This is a genomic window from Flavitalea sp., from assembly GCF_035489435.1.
Classification (GTDB): Bacteria; Bacteroidota; Bacteroidia; order Chitinophagales; family Chitinophagaceae; genus DATHKG01.
Map to the genome: position 1 here is coordinate 1 of NZ_DATHKG010000108.1, position 18,577 is coordinate 18,577.

At 41.9% G+C, this 18,577-nt stretch carries 13 protein-coding genes; 8 read left to right on the forward strand and 5 right to left on the reverse strand.

The window, feature by feature from the left end:
* Together VK664_RS17610 and VK664_RS17615 are read left to right on the forward strand one after the other, a co-directional pair.
* On the forward strand, positions 1-239 hold a 239-nt coding region (locus VK664_RS17610; RefSeq protein WP_461400003.1), incomplete at its 5' end, for a RagB/SusD family nutrient uptake outer membrane protein.
* 121 nt (positions 240-360) lie between these two features.
* Complete coding sequence (locus VK664_RS17615) at positions 361-1,086, forward strand: hypothetical protein (RefSeq protein ID WP_461400004.1); 726 nt, start codon at positions 361-363, stop codon at positions 1,084-1,086.
* A 10-nt stretch (positions 1,087-1,096) separates the two neighbouring features.
* Here VK664_RS17615 and VK664_RS17620 read toward each other — a convergent pair whose 3' ends face one another.
* The 4 genes from VK664_RS17620 to alaS form a co-directional block, all read right to left on the reverse strand.
* Positions 1,097-2,293 carry a peroxiredoxin family protein gene (locus VK664_RS17620; protein WP_461400005.1) on the reverse strand — a complete coding sequence of 399 codons (1,197 nt, stop codon included), beginning with the start codon at positions 2,291-2,293 and terminating at the stop codon, positions 1,097-1,099.
* A gap of 3 nt (positions 2,294-2,296) precedes the next feature.
* The gene (gene gatB / locus VK664_RS17625) at positions 2,297-3,748 is read right to left on the reverse strand and encodes an Asp-tRNA(Asn)/Glu-tRNA(Gln) amidotransferase subunit GatB (protein WP_461400006.1); all 1,452 of its coding nucleotides are present in this window, start codon (positions 3,746-3,748) and stop codon (positions 2,297-2,299) included.
* Between the two features lie 259 nt (positions 3,749-4,007).
* A complete protein-coding gene (locus tag VK664_RS17630) occupies positions 4,008-5,030 on the reverse strand; it encodes a PDZ domain-containing protein (RefSeq protein ID WP_461400007.1) in 1,023 nt (340 codons plus the stop codon).
* A 201-nt stretch (positions 5,031-5,231) separates the two neighbouring features.
* On the reverse strand, positions 5,232-7,946 hold the full coding sequence (gene alaS / locus VK664_RS17635) for an alanine--tRNA ligase (protein WP_461400008.1): 2,715 nt from the start codon (positions 7,944-7,946) through the stop codon (positions 5,232-5,234).
* Between the two features lie 101 nt (positions 7,947-8,047).
* On the opposite strand from alaS, the gene VK664_RS17640 reads away from it, so the two are divergent.
* The 5 genes from VK664_RS17640 to VK664_RS17660 all read left to right on the forward strand — a co-directional run bounded on the left by VK664_RS17640 (position 8,048) and on the right by VK664_RS17660 (position 16,079).
* A complete protein-coding gene (locus tag VK664_RS17640; RefSeq protein ID WP_461400009.1) occupies positions 8,048-9,019 on the forward strand; it encodes a M23 family metallopeptidase in 972 nt (323 codons plus the stop codon).
* A gap of 140 nt (positions 9,020-9,159) precedes the next feature.
* On the forward strand, positions 9,160-10,101 hold the full coding sequence (locus tag VK664_RS17645; protein WP_461400010.1) for a helix-turn-helix domain-containing protein: 942 nt from the start codon (positions 9,160-9,162) through the stop codon (positions 10,099-10,101).
* Positions 10,102-10,425: 324 nt separating this feature from the next.
* Positions 10,426-10,929 carry a ferritin gene (locus tag VK664_RS17650; protein WP_461400011.1) on the forward strand — a complete coding sequence of 168 codons (504 nt, stop codon included), beginning with the start codon at positions 10,426-10,428 and terminating at the stop codon, positions 10,927-10,929.
* A 901-nt stretch (positions 10,930-11,830) separates the two neighbouring features.
* The gene (gene ileS / locus VK664_RS17655; RefSeq protein WP_461400012.1) at positions 11,831-15,211 is read left to right on the forward strand and encodes an isoleucine--tRNA ligase; all 3,381 of its coding nucleotides are present in this window, start codon (positions 11,831-11,833) and stop codon (positions 15,209-15,211) included.
* A 4-nt stretch (positions 15,212-15,215) separates the two neighbouring features.
* Entirely contained in the window at positions 15,216-16,079 is an 864-nt protein-coding gene (locus VK664_RS17660; RefSeq protein ID WP_461400013.1) for a TraR/DksA family transcriptional regulator, read from the forward strand.
* 143 nt (positions 16,080-16,222) lie between these two features.
* Here VK664_RS17660 and VK664_RS17665 read toward each other — a convergent pair whose 3' ends face one another.
* A complete protein-coding gene (locus VK664_RS17665; RefSeq protein WP_461400014.1) occupies positions 16,223-18,040 on the reverse strand; it encodes an ABC transporter ATP-binding protein in 1,818 nt (605 codons plus the stop codon).
* Between the two features lie 171 nt (positions 18,041-18,211).
* Here VK664_RS17665 and rbfA point away from each other — a divergent pair, with 171 nt between their 5' ends.
* A complete protein-coding gene (gene rbfA, locus VK664_RS17670) occupies positions 18,212-18,574 on the forward strand; it encodes a 30S ribosome-binding factor RbfA (RefSeq protein ID WP_461400015.1) in 363 nt (120 codons plus the stop codon).
* Positions 18,575-18,577 lie beyond the last annotated feature (3 nt).

Sequence of the window (18,577 nt, forward strand, 5' to 3'; positions counted from 1 at the left end):
CAACAACTGTATTTACAGCCGGCGATTTTGCTACATCAACAGCTTTGATAAATGCTATTCTCAAGGAAAGAAGAATAGAACTCATTGGAGAAGGAATCAGAAATCTTGATATCATGAGATTGGGACTTAACTTACCAGCTCGCCCTGGTAAAGCTGAAACCAAACCTGGAGAGTCTGGCTATATCCTGCCAATATCGAATAATGAACTTATTTTCAATACTCTCATGACTGACAATTAATATCAAAATTGATAAGTTATAACTAAACTGCAGCGATTATTCAGCTGCAGTTTTTTTTTGTTTATTCTACCGTTTACTTTTTCCTAAGCGGGATAATTAAATAACTCAAAAAGCGATGACCATGAAGATGATGACTATGAAGATCCTGAGATATATGTTCTTATTAATTATACCAGTCTGTTTCCGTGGAGAAGTTTTTGCTCAATCCGAGACTGGAGCAAATCCATTCATTAACGACTCAAACGGACGGCCGTTGTATATGAAAAGCAATTACAATACTGAAGGTTCTCCTTTCCTGTTTGAGGATTATCTGCCAGTTACCTTAATATCTTTGGACGGGAAATATTATTCTGACATTATGGTCAAGGTAAACCTTGTTGACAAAGAAATATATTATCGTCTGCCTGATGGAAAAGAAATGGTTTCTACCACTCCTGTAAAGCAAATCATATTTACCGTTGCGCCAATATCTTACCCGGGACTTGATAGCATTATCATTACCAGTCTTAATTCAGCTGTGAACGCAAAGGGTGCCGATATCGCTATGGTCTGTGCCGACGGAAAACTTAAACTCCTGACGAAAATCAATATTACCTACAAAGACACACAGGAATATGGAAACACAAATACCACCAGAACTTTTACCAGGAAGGAATACTTCGAATACATACGGGGGAATAACGCCGCGGAGAAGTTACCGAAATCTCCGGATGCCATAGTTCAGCTAATGAATGACAGGAAAAAAGATATTCAGACATTTATTATTTCGCAGAATCTGGATCTTAGAATGAACACTGACTTAGTCAGGCTTTTTCTTTTTTATAACCAATCTACCCCGTTAAAATAAGGTCCTCCGGTCACTTCAACACTTCACTCAATTTCTTTGACAAATCAAATCCGCGTAAACTTTCACCTATTACATTTCCTTCCGGATCAACCAACACATTAAAGGGAATGCCTTCGAACTTAAAGATTTCTACAGACTTGCTGTTCCAGAAAGCAAGGTCACTGATATGCGTCCAGGCGAGGTTGTCTTCTTTTATTGCCTTTATCCAATTTGGTTTGTCTTTATCAAGGGATACTCCAAGTATTGTAAAGTTTTTGTCTTTGAACTGATTAAAAGCTTTTACAACATTCGGGTTCTCGTCGCGACATGGTCCGCACCAGCTCGCCCAAAAATCAATCAACACATATTTGCCACGGAAAGAAGAGATTGAAACTTCCTTGCCATTTACGTCCGGCATAGACATGTCAGGAACTTTTTTGCCAACCCATGAATTGGATTGTTTTGATTTTTCTGCCTGCATAGACTGTGCTTTCTGCTGTGCAAACTGTTGGTTCAGGAAAGAAATATTTGAATCAGCGGGATATTTCTTTGTCAGCTTTGCAAGCTCAGCTTCGTATTCTTCAGGGCTGAAAGTATTAGAAGCGATCCCGGCTGCAAAACTTGCAACCAGTGGATTGTTATCACGGGACAGGAATTGTTTTACAAATTCGTTTACAGAAGTGAGGGACTTGTTTTTTTGATTAGTGGCATCAATCACCACTGAGTCAGAAGCATTATAGAGCTTGAGGCTATCAAGTACTTTGAAAGACTTATTCACAGCAATTGATTTCTCGGAATAGCTGAATATAAAATTCCTTAAAGTTTCACTTGCCGGTGATCCGGTTACAGTATAATATCTGTCTTTGTTTGTGAGATCTATATCAAGTTTAATATCACTGACATCATTTACCAATGGTATCATCGGCCCCTTATTCACAACAACGTCGTAAATGCCGGTACCATTCGCCCTACCCTTTAAAATGAAATCCGGGGCGAGCCTGCTAACAATAACGCTGTCGAGCTGTACGGGTTGCTGATCCCCGCCAAAAGGCATTTCATATAACAGCAGCGATATACTATCTGATTTAAACGCTTCGGGATAAAGCGCCATAATCTTGTCTATATTTTTCAGTGTGCCTTTTACTTCAATAGTATCCTTTTTCTTCTCCGAGCAGGAAATGAAAAACATGGCAACACAAAGGATCGAAATGATATATCTTGTTTTCATAATTTACGCGGTGCTACTTAATTTTTTAATTAGGATGTCATTAGTAAGTTTTGGATCTGCTTTGCCTTTTGAAAGTTTTTTTACTTCCCCGACAAACAAGCCGATCAAACCCTTTTTTCCTTTCCGGTACTCTGATACTTTTTCCGGCATTTTATTCAACACCTCCTCTACCCAGGCGCTAACATTACCCTCATTAGAATCCTGAACCAGGTTAAGCTCCGCAGCAATTGAAACTGCAGTCTTTTCCGGATTATTAACTAATGCAGGAAATATGCGGGTGGAGGCTATCGAAAAATTCAACTTGCCTTCATCGATCAGTGCAATCATTTCTGCAATTGCTGTTGGTTTGATATTGAAATTATCAAAACTCAGTCCTTTTTCATTCAGATGAGATTTTACAGGACCAAGAATCCAGTTTGCCGCCGATTTATAGTTACGGGTTTCTTTGATCAACAATTCAAAATAATCAGCCTGTTCTTTTTCATCAGTCAGCGTACGTGCATCATAATCTGTAAGCTGTAATACATCGCAATAATGCAACACACGCTCCTCGGGCAATGCGGGGATCTGCGCCTGGAGTTCATTTAAAAGAATGTCAGTAACTTCAAAAGGAGTAAGGTCAGGATCTGCGAAATAACGATAATCATTTGCATCTTCCTTTACTCTCAGGGAGTAGGTAGTGTTATCTCCTGCATTATACCCCCTGGTTTCCTGTACGATTACTTCGCTGGCAGAATGAAGTGTCATTAACCTTTTTGATTCGACTTCTATCGCACGTCGCACATTACGAATGGAGTTGAGATTTTTTACTTCAACCTTAGTGCCCAGTACAGGATCACCTTTTTTACGTACTGAAATGTTGGCATCACAACGCATACTGCCTTCCTCCATGTTGCCATCACAAACTTTGAGATAACGTAACAGTTTGCGGAGTTCGGTAAGATAGGCCGCAGCTTCTTCGCCACTGGAAAGATCTGGTTCGGTTACAATTTCAATAAGTGGAACACCTGCGCGATTATAATCAACAGCGGTGTTGAACGGGTCGACGTCATGAAGACTTTTGCCAGCATCTTCCTCCATGTGAATACGGTTGAGCTGAACCTGTCTTTCAGTGCCGTCAGACAATTTAATCGGTACATAACCACCAATGCAAATAGGAGTGGTGTGTTGTGTTATCTGGTAACCTTTTGGAAGATCGGGATAAAAATAATTCTTGCGTGCGAAATAGTTGTGACGGCTTATACGGGAATGACAAGCCAGTCCCATCTTGATTGATAGTTCCACAGCTACCTTATTCAGTTTTGGCAAGGTACCCGGGTGCCCTAATGTAATAGGGCTGATATGTGTATTTGGCTCAGCACCAAAGGATGAACTATCACCGCAAAACAATTTACTTTTTGTTAGTAACTGAGCATGCACCTCTAGTCCAATCACCGTTTCATAATCATCAAACATCGCATCTATTTGGCGACAAATTTACCTTATTCAGTCCGCATTTAATATCCCCTGTCCTGTTTTCTTGGACCAGTGGTAAAACCGGGACTGGCTTAACACCAAAACGCTGTGAAGCCCATTCCAGCCTTAAAAGCCAGCCTGAAAAGAAGAAAGGGTTACGGGCGAAATCCCGAAACCCTTTCCTCTTTTCAGTCATGTTTGCAAAACACCTTGTATTAAATTCAAAACTTGTATTTAATACAAAGTTTTCAGATTTCGCTTACAGGCTGGTGGTTTTCAACTTTTTTGCAATCTTTATCTGTGCAGTCAGGGCTTTACCTGCCCTGTTATATTTTACATCCATGGTGGTTTTATCCTTAGCTTCTCTTGCAGCTGCGGATAACTCATCAGCATTTGTAATCCTTTTGCCATCAAAAGAAGTAATGATATCACCTTCTTTAATTCCGGCTTTTTCAGCGGCTGACTCGTGGCTCACATCAAGTACCTTAGCTCCATTTGATTCTTCGGTATCCTGGGCACGGATACCAATTCTCTGACGATTGGTGAAAGTCATACCTGGCGCAACGGGTGATTCAAATCTGAAGTTTTCCATAGATCTCAACCTTTCAATCTGTGGATGAACATCATTGTTAAAGTTGAATGACTGGTAAAAACTCCCCTTCGCTTTACCAAGGGTTGCAGTTGCTTTTGCTTCCTTATCATTACGCTTATACGTGATAGTTATCTTGTCATTCGGCTTGTGTTTGCGTATGGTCGCAGTAACATCCTCCGGATCTTCAATATTTTTTTCATCGATTTTAACGATGATATCACCGGATTTTAAACCCGCTTTTTCAGCAGCGCTTTCGTCGGTTACCTGCATAATTTTAACTCCATCCGGTGAGTCCTGGCTTGAGATACCCAGAAAAGCACGGTTCGAGTCAAGACCAGACCAAATATCAGAATCGCCGTTTATGGTAACATTACCTGAGCTGAAAGGTGATGTTGCCCTGCCGTATGTAATTACTGCTGGTTTACGACGGCGAACTGATAACGCTTCACTTTCATAATCATCGATAGGTTTACCATCTACTCTTACTTCACCATCTTTTATTTCAACAGTTACCTTGGTATCAGCATCCGTTTTTTTCTTTATGATGATTTCTTCATATTCGCCGAGTTTGGATTTGGTTTTAGCTTTTTCTTTCTCTTTATCCTTCTCTACATCCTGGGCAACGGCAGTGCCCATGATCATAAGACTAAAAGCCATCAGGGCTGCAACAGGCAAAACAGATTTTTTCATTCCTTAATTTATTTTCGGTTTACAACTACGTTAGATTTCGTACTTCAAATATAGGGAATAAATGGAAATACGAAAAATTTCGCAGTAAAGGTTTTGTTAAGGAGAAAATAAGCCTCTGACAAGAACGAACAAGCCGGGTTAAGAAAATGTTTGCCGATTTCCGGAAGGCTGGATTAGTTGCAAGAAAGCATTATTGCGGTATTACAGCAATCCCCTTACCCTCGATATTACTTCATCCAACGATCCGGCATCCTGGCCACCAGCGGTTGCGAGGTTTTTCTGTCCGCCTCCTCCTCCTTTAATAAGGGGTGCCACAAGTTCTTTGATAATTTTGGCAGCATCGAGATTTTTTGCTGCCACCACCGTGTCCGAAATGCCAACAGCTACTGCCGGTTTGCCACCTATGTTTGCGCAAAGCACAACCAGGTGGTCATGGAGATTGTTTTTTAGGTCAGTACATAGTTTGCGCAAAGCATCGGCATTATTTACCGTGATAACTTCACCAACAAAAGTTACTCCGTTGATAATCTGATCTTTTTGCATCAGTTCATTCCGGATGCCAACAAGCAGCCGGTTTTCCTGGTGTTCGATCTTTTTCCGGAGGTCTGAATTTTCAGCCAGCATCATCTCAACGGACCTGTTGAGATCCTTTGGATTTTTGAAATGTTCCTTTATAGTTCGCAATTCTGCCAGCTGTTCATCTACAAACTGAACCGCATATTTTCCGCTCAGTGCCTCAATACGCCTGGCACCGGCAGCAACAGCGGCTTCATGCCGGATCTTAAACAAACCAAGTTCCCCGGTGGCTCCTGCATGGGTTCCGCCGCAAAGTTCAACTGAAAATCCAGGATCTATAATAACCACTCGCACACGATCCCCGTATTTTTCCCCGAAAAGGGCCATAGCGCCCAATTTCATGGCTTCATCCTTATTCATCCATTTTATTATTACGGGGATATTTGCGCGTATTCTTTCATTGACGATCTGTTCTGTACGATGAATCTCATCTTCCGTCATCTTTGCAAAATGAGAAAAGTCAAAACGCAGGTGTTCATCATTCACTAAAGATCCTTTTTGGACAACATGCGTTCCCAATACAGTACGCAAAGCGGCATGCAGTAAATGAGTAGCTGTGTGATGCACACTGATTTGCTGCCTTCTTTCAGCATCAACTTTTGCTGTAACCCGGGCAGTAAGATTGCCGGGAAGTTCATCCGAAAACTGGATGAACAGATCATTTTCCTTCCTGGTATCTGTGATGCCAATGGTTTCTCCGCCAAACTCTAAAACGCCTGTGTCACCCACCTGGCCTCCGCTCTCGGCATAAAATGGCGTTTCCTGTAATACCAGTTGATAGGATTCTTTCCCACGTGCTTTTACCTTCCGGTATTTCACCAGCCTGGTTTCAGTTTCCTTCTCGCTATATCCAACGAATTCAGATTTGTTATTTTCTTCCAGTTGAACCCAATCACCTGTATCTAAAGTGGTAGCAGCACGGCTGCGGTCTTTCTGCACCTGCAAAGCTTCCTGGAACCCGGTATGGTCAACTGTCCAGCCAATTTCTTTAGCCATGAGTGTGGTAAGGTCTATCGGGAACCCATAGGTATCGTTTAATTCAAAAGCAAATTCACCAGCTACAACTTTTGATTGCCTTTGTTTCAAAAACTTATGCTGATCACTCATCTTACGAATATCATCCTCGTCTTCCAATTGAATTGGGTCCGGAACTACGCTGGGAAGATCTTTTCCCGCTATTGTATAAATATTAAAGCGGTTTATTCCTTTGTCAAGGGTTTTAAGAAAAGATTCTTCCTCCTCCTTAATGACCCTGGCCACAAATTCGGCCTGGTTGTATAATTCGGGGAACACATATTTAAACTGGAGAGCCAGCTTAATTACAAGTTGGTTGAGCAATGGCTTTTTGTAATCCAGGTAAGAATAAGAATAACGTACAGCTCGCCGGAGGATCCGCCTGATTACATAACCTGCACCGGTGTTAGCCGGAAACTGGCCATCAGCAATTGAAAAACTGATAGCCCGGATATGATCAGCAATTACCCTGAATGCTACATCTGCTTTCGAATCAGTCCCTTCATAATTTTTGCCAGTGAGCTCACCCGTAAGCGTGATAGTACCAGCAAAAATATCTGTATCGTAGTTTGAATTTTTTTTCTGAATAACGCGTACAAGTCGCTCAAAACCCATCCCTGTATCCACGTGGCGGGCAGGGAGGGGTTCAAGTTTTCCATCTTTCAAACGGTTAAACTGCATAAATACATTGTTCCAGATTTCAATCACCTGGGGATGGTCATTGTTTACCAGCTTAGATCCGGCAACCGATGCCCTTTCACTATCCGTGCGGCAGTCAACATGAATTTCAGTGCAGGGGCCGCAAGGTCCGGTGTCACCCATCTCCCAGAAATTGTCTTTTTTATTACCCTTCAGAATCCGGTCCGCCGGGAGCCACTTTTTCCATTCGTTTTCAGCTTCTTCATCTTTTTCCAGGTTTTCAGCGGCATCACCTTCAAAAATGGTGACATATAAACGGTCTTTATCCAGTCCCAACACATTTGTAAGCAATTCCCAACTCCAGGCAATAGCTTCTTTTTTGAAATAATCACCAAAGCTCCAGTTTCCCAGCATTTCAAACATTGTATGATGATAGGTGTCTACCCCTACTTCTTCCAGGTCATTGTGTTTGCCACTCACGCGGAGACATTTCTGTGTGTCAGCAACCCGCGGATATTGGATGGCTTTATTCCCCAGAAAAATATCTTTAAACTGGTTCATCCCCGCGTTTGTAAACAGCAGCGTTGGATCATTCTTTACCACGATAGGAGCGGAAGCCACGATTACATGGTTCTTAGATTGAAAAAAATCCAGAAATTTCTGTCGTATTTCAGCGCTGTTTAACATAAACGGAATAATCTTTGATATGTGAAAGCCTCTTTTAAGTCTTTATATTTGTGAAAGTTGTCTTTATTGAACGATCGCAAAGTTAAGGAATAGGCAAACAGGTGAAGAAAATCAAATATTACTATAACACCAATACCCTCCGCTATGAAAAGCTGGAAACCCCCCTGCGTGTAACTCTGTTGCGCGTCCTCGGTTTTATTTCAGCTGCATTAGTGACCGCTATTATTATTGTCTCTATCGCGTATCGTTATTTTCCATCGGCCAATGAGAAACGTCTTCTCCAGGCAAATGAAAGACTCCAGGAAAATTTCCTTGTTCTGGAAGATAAGACCCTTGAGCTCCAACGACAGATGCACGATCTTGAAAAACGTGACAATGAAGTTTACCGCGAAATATTTGAGTCAAATCCAATACCAGATAGTGCGCGGGCTAAACAGCTCGAACAGCAGCAGGAAATAAAAATCGTGCAGGCCATGAACCGGTTTGACCTGGAACAGTCGATAGTCCAAACCCTGAATACCCTGTCAAGCCGGATAAAAGTACAGGAGAAATCTTACATCGAGATCGCCGGCTTCATCCGAAACAAGGAACAGTTGCTGGCAAGCACACCAGCCATTCAACCCATCAGCAATAAAGAATTAAAAAGAGTCGCTTCAGGTTTCGGATACAGGATTGATCCCGTTTACAAGACAGTGCGATTTCATGCCGGGCTCGATTTTACGGCTCCCCAGGGTACGCCCATTTATGCTACCGCGAATGGGGTGGCTAAAGTTGCGGGTAACGCGGGCAATGGCTACGGAAATTATGTAATACTTGATCATGGTTATGGCTATGAAACGCTTTATGGACACATGTTTAAAGTGAAGATAAAAAACAGTACCCGGGTAAAACGTGGCGAGATCATCGGTTATGTCGGTAGCACCGGCAAATCGACAGGGCCACATTGTCATTACGAGGTCCACAAAAACGGCCGACCCATCGACCCTGTTTATTTCTTTTATAATGACCTTACACCGGAACAGTTTGACCAGATTCTCAAGATGGCAGCTGCAGGGAATCAAAGTTTTGATTAAAGCCTGATTAACAAGTATTTGATTGAAGCCTGATTAGCAAATATTTGTTCCCCATTTTCGGATTGTCATATTACTGTTGCTTTTTTTATTTTGGTTCTTCTTTTCATTGGGAATGCTTTTTTCGAACTAAATTTGCCGCCATGTTCCAGGCACCTGACATTTTATCAATCGCATACAAGCAGCCAATAATGCAAGGCGAGCTAAGCGTTTTGCATGAAAAGGATCAGCATATGCCAGGGTCCGTCCAGTACACCATTAAGCGACATCTGAAAAACCCGCAATGGAATATTGAAGACACAGGGATGCTGGTTTATCATTATGCTAAGGATGCCGTTTCTGAACACTCTCTTGAGTTGAGATTCTGTATTTCAGGTAATGTTTATTGCAAACAGAAAGACACGGAATGTAACAGCTGCCGACTGAATTCATCACACAATTGCTCTGAGCGGGTGGAAAGTATAGATCTGTTAAGCTTCCGTTTCTCCCCTGTGCATTTGTCGCAGTTTGTTAAACCGGGTAAAACAGTTGATGTCGTTTCTGAAAACATCCTTCAGTTCAAACATAAATCCTCCTTCACAAAAATACTTTCGCTTTGCAGCCGGACAAGAATGGTACTGGAGGCATTGTTGAATCATAGCCATACCGGTAGTCTCGAGAACATTTATATAAATGCCCAGACACAGATGTTATTGTTATACAGTCTTGAATGTATGCTGGGTGACAAAAACATCGAGAGTTTTCAATGCAAGTTCCTGGCAAATGAAGCGGATAGGACGAAGATCACCAAGGCCAGGGAGGTTTTGCTGCAACATATCGGAGAGCCTATTACAATTAAGGAATTGAGCCGGAAAGTTGCCATTAATGAATGTTACCTGAAAAAAGGTTTCAAAGAGATGTTTGGCACCACCATCTTTGATTTTTACCAAAGCCAGCGGATGGAGCATGCGCGTTACCTTTTATATGAGAAAGGACTCAGTGTTACAGACGTATCCATGATGCTCGGTTATTCCTCCATTTCCCATTTTTCCACTGCTTTCAAAAAACATACGGGGTTGAAACCTTGTGAACTGTTGTTCCATTAAAAGTCCATGTAGCCGGAAGTCCAAAGAGCTAAGAGTCCCTGGTCCCGGTAGCCAGAAGGCCGTATAGCCAGAAGGCCGTATAGCCAGAAGTCCGTATTGCCGGGAGTCTATTGTGGCCAAGAATCCATGTAGTGCCGGGAGTCCAAAAAGCTAAGAGTCCTTAGTCCCAGTAGCCAGGTGTCCATGTAGGTCAGTAATTTCGCAGATCAGTAATTTCGTGGTCAGCTGGTTTAGATGCTAAACATCAGCTAACTTCAATGGTCAACTGACTTCAATAGTCAACTGATAAGATTCAGTCAATTACTTTTTATAAATAATCGCACTATGCTAAGTAAAACTATGCAGGAATCTCTTAACAGGCAGATTCAAATGGAAGCTCAATCTTCACAGGCATATCTGGCCATGGCCAGCTGGGCCGATATTCAACCCGGGCTTAAAGGTGTCACAGATTTTTTTTATAAACATTCAGACGAGGAGCGGATGCATATGCTGAAGCTCATGAACTTTGTAAATGAGCGGGGTGGTTTTGCCATGGTGCCGGCCCTTACCCAGCCAATACTGACATTCGTATCCCTCAAGCAGGCTTTTGAAGAACTGCTGAAACACGAAGAAGCTGTAAGCGAAAGTATTAATGATATTGTTGATCAGTCTTTAAGAGAGAAAGATTATGCGACTCATAATTTCCTTCAATGGTATGTAAACGAACAAATTGAAGAAGAAAGACTGGCAAGAACAATGAATGATAAACTTGAATTGATCGGAGACGACAAAAGCGGGCTCTACTTATTTGATAGAGACATCATGCAATCATCGGCTCATAAGAAGTGATGAGTTATAAGTGATGAGTGATGAGTGATTGATGAATGGAAAATCAGAAATATAAAATTGTGATTTACGAAATATGGCCTGGTGCAATTTCATAACTCATAACTCATAATTCATAATTCTCTTAAAATATCTCATAAAAAAACCTTCCTAAACAAATTGGGAAGGTTTTTTTATTAAGGTAAGAAATTTTTTTCCGGAGAACCGGCCTCTAACGCATGATAGTTTTCAGTGAATAATGGATAATTGGAATTCTAAAATTGGATAAACCTGGATTTCAGACAATAATTGGATACTGGTTTTTCTTAGAAAAGCATTGGAATAATTGGTTTTTCAGGCAGGCTCTGACGAACTTACCCAAAAATCCTGATTAAAAACGGGTAGATCTGACGAAATTAAGAAAACCTTTCCCCTGATTAAGAATAAAAGGAAAGGGGAGTAGGAATACTCCCCTTTTTAACCCCTAAACCCTAAACCGTAGAAAAGGTTTCCAATAGTAAGGTATATATCAAATAGCTTATTGCTATAGATTGTAATAACAACACATATTCAGTTTCATAAACTATGCCAAAAGCCAAACTGTATGAGAAAAAACGCTTACTTAAAACCAGAAAAAAAGTGGTTTTAATTCGTTTTTAATAAGTATGGCGCCGAATGTAAGGGTTTACATATAGGAGCATGAGGATGAACGATATACCTGCTTCTTATTCACTCGCACATTAAGAACTACCCACATACATTACTAATACCTTGCCAAAAAATGAATTCTCACAAATTCGCATTCTAAAAATTCTTATTCTAAAAATTCCTATTCTTAGGATGCCCAAGGCTTCAAATCCGATAGCCGGAAATTAAGTAACTTCGCGAACTTTTAAACAGTTTTATCTACCAGGAATTTTATACAATGGCTTCAAGATACCGGGAATTTTCACAACTCAATTTACCAGCAATGGAGCAGGAAATGCTCAATAGTTGGGGAACGGATGCCACCTTTGAGAAAAGTATCTCCCTCAGGGATGGAGCAAAACCATTTGTGTTTTACGAAGGCCCGCCCAGTGCGAACGGAATGCCGGGAATACACCATGTTATCGGACGCACATTAAAAGACCTGGTTTGCCGATACAAAACCATGAAAGGGTTCCAGGTTAAGCGGAAAGCAGGTTGGGATACCCACGGCTTGCCAATTGAACTTGGAGTTGAAAAAGAACTGGGCATAACCAAAGAAGATATTGGAAAAAAAATCAGTGTCGAAGAATATAATCTGAAATGCCGTGAGGCGGTAATGAGGTATAAAGACAAGTGGGATGAACTTACCACGAAGATGGGTTATTGGGTTAATCTCGATGATCCTTATATCACATTTGAGAATTCATATATCGAAACATTATGGTGGTTGCTGAGCCAGCTTTATAAAAAAGGACTGCTCTATGAAAGTGTAAGTATTCAACCCTATTCTCCTGCAGCAGGAACTGGTCTTAGCTCTCATGAACTGAACCAGCCCGGCACTTACAAGATGGTAAAAGACACCAGTGTCGTTGCTATGTTCAAAGCCTTGGATGATGCAAAGTCAGCCTTCTTGTTTGAAATGCTCAATAAATCAGCCCAGGGCAGTGAATCAGCAGCAAATGGTGAGATCTGCTTTATGGCCTGGACCACGACACCCTGGACGCTGCCTTCAAACCTGGGGTTAACAGTAGGCCCGAAAATCGAATATGTACTGGTGCACTCCTTCAACCCATATACCGGTTTGCCCATTAACGTGGTGCTGGCTAAAGCACTTATTTCAAAATATTTTAAAGCTGAAGCTGAAAATACGGCTTTTGACACCTATAAAGAAGGCGATAAACTCATCCCCTGGACTATACTTGGCAATTTCAAAGGTGCTGTGCTGGAAGGTTGCAGATATGAACAATTATTGCCTTATGAAGCCAATTCGCCCGAAGTTTCCGGTGGTGATCCGTTCAGGGTTCTGGTAGGTGACTTTGTTACTACAGAAGATGGCACCGGCATAGTGCATACAGCTCCGGCATTTGGTGCAGATGATTATAAGATAGGATCTAAATATGGAATTGGTATCCTTACCATGGTAGACCGCCAGGGCAAATTTATTGATGGACTTGGTGAATTCAGCAACAGATATGTAAAAAATTACAAAGACGAACCTGATTATGTTGATGTGAACGTGGACATCTCCGTGAAACTCAAAAAAGAGAACAGGGCATTCAAGGTAGAAAAATACGAACACAACTATCCGCATTGCTGGAGAACCGATAAGCCAGTACTTTACTATCCCCTCGATGCCTGGTTCATAAAAACAACAGCTGCGCGGGAAAAAATGGTAGCGTTGAATAACACCATTAACTGGAAGCCAAGGTCAACGGGAGAGGGTCGTTTTGGAAACTGGCTTGAAAATGTGGTAGACTGGAACCTTAGCCGTAGTCGTTTCTGGGGAACGCCGCTGCCAATCTGGAAAACGGAAGATGGCTCTGAAATGAAATGCATCAGCAACCTAAGAGAGCTAAAACAGGAAATTGTAAAAGCAGGTGACCTCAATCCTGCCAGTTTGCGTGCCGGTGATGCAGAGATCGACTTGCATAAACCTTATGTTGACGGCATAACCTTACTCAGTGATTCCGGTAAACCGATGACCCGGGTGCCTGACCTGATTGACGTGTGGTTCGACAGTGGAGCCATGCCCTATGCCCAATGGGGTTTAGACTATGAGAAACTGGACGCCGGTGATCCTCAACCTTTTAACAAGCCATTTGATCAAAGTTACCCGGCTGATTTTATAGCTGAAGGTGTTGATCAGACCCGTGGCTGGTTTTATACCCTGCACGCGATTTCTTCCTTGTTGTTTGACTCAGTAGCGTACAAAACCTGTGTTTCAAACGGACTTGTGCTGGATAAAAACGGCAATAAGATGAGTAAGAGGGTTGGCAATGTGGTAGATCCGTTTAAGACCATTGAGCAGTTTGGTGCAGATGCCACCCGTTGGTACCTGATAACAAATGCTTCTCCATGGGAGAACATGAAGTTCGACCTGGATGGAATCAAAGAAGTGCAACGTAAGTTTTTTGGAACCTTTTATAATACATACCAGTTTTTCGCACTATATGCAAACGTGGATGGTTTTTCATTCCGGGAAAAGCCGGTGCCATTAAATGAAAGGCCTGAAATAGATCGTTGGATCATATCTTCCCTGAACTCCCTGGTAAAATCCGTGAACCTGGCCATGGATGACTATGAACCCACCCAGGCTGGCCGGGCAATAGAGGAGTTCGTGGATGAACATCTAAGTAACTGGTATGTGCGGCTTTGTCGCAGGCGATTCTGGAAAGGTGAATATGAGCAGGATAAGATCTGCGCATACCAGACTTTATATGAATGCCTGGAAACTGTAACAAGACTCATGGCACCTATTTCACCTTTTTTCAGCGATACTGTTTTCCGGAACCTGAACGCGGTGACTGGTCTGTCGCCAGTACTTTCTGTACATCATGCAGATTTTCCCGGGGCCGATGAGCAAAAAATTGACCTGAAGCTGGAAGAGAGGATGCAAATTGCCCAGGATATTTCCTCTTTGGTGCTTTCTCTTCGTAAAAAAGTGAATATCAGGGTGAGACAACCACTTCAGAAAATCCTGATACCAGTACTAAACAAAAACATGGAGTCTCAGATTTCACTGATTGCTGATTTGGTAATGAGCGAAGTAAATGTAAAAGAAATTCAATATATAAAGGGGGATGAAGGTTTTATAAAGAAAAAAATAAAACCGAATTTTGTGGCGCTTGGAAAGAAGCTTGGACCGAAAATGAAAGCTGTTTCTTCCGCCCTGGCAAACTTCAACCAGGAACAAATCGCCGAGTTAGAAAAAGATGGTTCCTATCCATTGTTAATTGATAACGAACGCTTAATATTACATATTCAGGAAGTTGATATATCCAGCGAAGATATTCCCGGCTGGATCGTTGCTAACAAAGACCTATTGACTGTCGCACTGGACGTAACAATTACGAAAGAACTCCTCAGTGAAGGCAACGCGAGAGAATTTGTCAATCGCATCCAAAAGATCCGGAAAGACAGTGGGTTTGAACTGACCGACAGGATAGTTGTTAAAGTAATGGGACAAGAGCAATTGAATGACTCACTTGCGCAATTTAATGATTATATTTGCGCGGAAATTTTAGCAGATAAATTGGAAGTAGTGTCAGATTTACCGAATGGCACTCAAATTGAAGTAAATGACCTTTCATTAAAAGTGTTTGTTACAAAAAAAGCCTAACAACATGGCAACCAACAAAAAAGCGGCGAAGACTGCTAAGAAAACAACACCAGTGAAAAAATCGGCCCCTGCCAAAAAGCCTGCAGCGAAAGCTCCAGCTAAAGTTGCGAAACCCGCAGCAAAAGCTGTGTCTTCCAAGCACGCCCCGGTAAAGAAAGCCGCAAAACATGCGCCTGTTCCAAAGAAATCTGCAGCTGCCAAACCAAACGTGGCGGCTAAAACCATTAAAAAAGTAGAAGTGAAGAAACCGACAAACAATAGTACACCACCAGTGGAAAAGAAAGTGGAAGGAAAGAAAGCTGAAGCAAAAAAAGCAGAAGCACCAGCACCAACTCCGACACCAGTTCCAGCGGCACCCGTGGTTGCTAAAAAAGCTGCCCCTGCAAAGCCCGCAAAGCTCGAAATGCCCAAGATTAATACCACTACATCCAGGAAGTACGAACCCGAATTCACAAAATCGGTGTTGGATCAGCCAGAAGCTTCAAACTCTGGCCCAACTATGAGATATAGTGATGGGGAACTCCAGGAGTTCCGTGAGTTGATCCAGAAGAAACTTGACCAGGCTAAAAAGGAACTGCAATATCTGCAGGGACTGATCACCCGGAAAGATGAGATGGGTGGTGATGATACTGATAACCGTTATCTTACTATGGAAGATGGCAGTATGAGCATGGAGAGAGAACAACTTGCGCAGATGGCCAGCCGCCAGATCAACTATACCGATCACCTTGAAAAAGCGATGATGCGGATAGAAAACAAAACTTATGGTATCTGCCGTGTTACCGGAAAGCTTATTGACAAAGCCCGTCTCCGCGCTGTACCTCATGCTACCCTCAGCATTGAGGCTAAGCAAATGATGAATAAATAGTCTGCGCAACTTCTTTAATATTCATATCAAAACATATATCCCGGTTCTGTATCTCAGAACCGGGCTTTTTTTGATATATATACCAGTCGCTTAAAACTTACCACTTTTTACTCATAACTCATCACTCATAACTCATCACTCTCTTAACGTACTTCCTGCATTTCCACAAGTTTACGGTAAAATCCGTTTACTGAAAGCAACTGATCGTGAGTGCCTCTTTCGACGATTTTTCCTTTCTGAAGAACAACGATTTCATTTGCATGCCGGATAGTACTGAGCCTGTGTGCGATAACGATACTGGTGCGATTTTGCATCATTTTATTAATGGCGTCCTGAACGAGTCTTTCGCTTTCCGTATCAAGCGAAGATGTGGCTTCATCAAGAATTAGTATAGGCGGATTTTTGAGAACTGCCCGGGCGATAGTTACCCTTTGTCTTTCCCCGCCACTGAGTTTGCCACCCCGGTCACCAATATTGGTCTGGTAATTTTCTTCCTTGCTCATGATAAAATCGTGTGCATTTGCAACACGCGCAGCGGATTCGATTTCTGCAATATTTGCCGAAGGCGTACCAAGGGCAATGTTGTTGGCGATACTGTCATTAAACAGGATTGGTTCCTGGGTAACTATACCCATCTGTTCCCTTAGCGACTGTAATGAGTACTCCCTGATATTAACACCGTCGACAAGGATTTGACCCTCGCTCACATCATGAAACCTGGGAATAAGATCGGCTAAAGTAGATTTACCCGCACCGGATGAACCGACCAGTGCAACTGTTTTTCCTTTTTCAATAACCAGGTTAATATCATCCAGGATAACGATATCCTCATATCGGAAAGTGACATTGCGAAACTCGATTTTGCTTGAAAATTCTGTTAGTACCTTAGGATTTTCAAGTTCTTCCACTACCACCGGGGCAACAAGGATCTCTTCAATTCTTTCGATGGCCGCACTGCCCTTTTGCGCATTATAAAATGCGGTAGACAACGATTTGGAAGGGTTAATGATTTGAGTAAAGAGGATAATATAAGTGATAAAATCGGTAGGCTTCATTACCTCGTTCTGTAAAACAAGGCTACCGCCAAACCACAGGATACAAACCAACACCAATACCCCTAAGGTTTCCGACAATGGTGAAGCCATGTCTCTCCTGAAAGCAATTTTATTACGAAGGTGATTTAAGTAATTATTTATATTGAAGAATTTCTGACCAATTTTCTTCTCTGCATTAAAGGCCTTGATTACCCGCAAACCACCCAGCGTTTCATCAACTACTGATAACAATCCTCCAAGTTCTTCCTGTGCTTTGCCGCTGTTTTTTTTAAGTGAACGACTCAGGCGACCAATAACAAAGCCGGTAACGGGTAACAAAACCAGAAGAAAAACGGAAAGGGTGGGACTAAGTATTACAAGTGTAGTAAGTATAATAATGATCGTGAGTGGCTCCCGGATAAGACCTTCCAGGGTACCGATAATGCTCCATTCGATTTCATTCATGTCATTGCTCATTCTGCTGATGATATCACCCTTACGTTGATCAGTAAAATAGCCGATTGGCAATCGCAAAATCTTCGAATACAGGTTAGCACGTAGTTCAGTCATTACGTGGTTACGAATAGGTGCCATAACCCTGTAAGACAGGTAAAGGAAGACGTTTTTGATCAGAGTTGCCACAACTACCAGGATACACACCGCCGCAAGCGCATAAGACTTGCCATTGAGCTGCATCCAGTTGTATAAATAAAAGTCAATATAATCTGTAAAATTTTCAAGCGATATGCCCTGTGCCGGTTGTGGAACCGCGATTTCTCCTTTGGTGAATAACATTTGCAGAAATGGCGCAACCATTGCAAAAGAGAATATTGAAAAGATAATGGAAAGAAACATGAACAATGTATACCAAAGAATATTTCCCTTCTGATCCCGGAGGTACTTTATAATGATCGAAAATCTTTTCATCCGTTCATAATTTTTTCTTTTTTGTCGAATAGCCTGTCCCGCTTTTGCGGGAGAACGCCCTGGAGACAACTTCCGGTGCATGAAAATCTCGTCATGGGCGTTTCATCAGGTTAAAATGGTTAGTAAACCGTGCAAAGTAAGTACTTTTACAAGTATTAATAAGTTAATGTAATGGAAGAAGGTAAACGACAAAAACAGATTGCCGGCTTGTTAAACGAAGAATTGAATCAGATATTTCAAAGACTTGGTTTATCTATGGTCGATGGAGGAATGGTGTCCATATCATCCGTAAAAGTAACCCCTGATCTGCTCGAGGCCCGCATATATCTAAGCCTTTTTAAAGTGAATGATGTAAAGGCTGTAATGCAAAAATTCAGCGACCGTAGCTGGGAGATAAAAAAAGAATTAACGTCAAGAGTGTCAAAACAGTTGCGACGTATGCCTGTGCTTCAGTTTTATCATGATGACACGCTTGACCAGGCTTTTAAGATGGAACAGCTGCTCAATAGCATCAAAAAGAAAGATAACGAGTGAACT

Bases quoted from the DNA above. Each gene is read 5' to 3' on its own strand.
- VK664_RS17615 (WP_461400004.1), top strand. From the start codon at position 361: ATGAAGATGATGACTATGAAGATCCTGAGATATATGTTCTTATTAATT.
- VK664_RS17620 (WP_461400005.1), bottom strand. From the start codon at position 2,293: ATGAAAACAAGATATATCATTTCGATCCTTTGTGTTGCCATGTTTTTC.
- gatB (WP_461400006.1), bottom strand. From the start codon at position 3,748: ATGTTTGATGATTATGAAACGGTGATTGGACTAGAGGTGCATGCTCAG.
- VK664_RS17630 (WP_461400007.1), bottom strand. From the start codon at position 5,030: ATGAAAAAATCTGTTTTGCCTGTTGCAGCCCTGATGGCTTTTAGTCTT.
- alaS (WP_461400008.1), bottom strand. From the start codon at position 7,946: ATGTTAAACAGCGCTGAAATACGACAGAAATTTCTGGATTTTTTTCAA.
- VK664_RS17645 (WP_461400010.1), top strand. From the start codon at position 9,160: ATGTTCCAGGCACCTGACATTTTATCAATCGCATACAAGCAGCCAATA.
- VK664_RS17650 (WP_461400011.1), top strand. From the start codon at position 10,426: ATGCTAAGTAAAACTATGCAGGAATCTCTTAACAGGCAGATTCAAATG.
- ileS (WP_461400012.1), top strand. From the start codon at position 11,831: ATGGCTTCAAGATACCGGGAATTTTCACAACTCAATTTACCAGCAATG.
- VK664_RS17660 (WP_461400013.1), top strand. From the start codon at position 15,216: ATGGCAACCAACAAAAAAGCGGCGAAGACTGCTAAGAAAACAACACCA.
- VK664_RS17665 (WP_461400014.1), bottom strand. From the start codon at position 18,040: ATGAAAAGATTTTCGATCATTATAAAGTACCTCCGGGATCAGAAGGGA.
- rbfA (WP_461400015.1), top strand. From the start codon at position 18,212: ATGGAAGAAGGTAAACGACAAAAACAGATTGCCGGCTTGTTAAACGAA.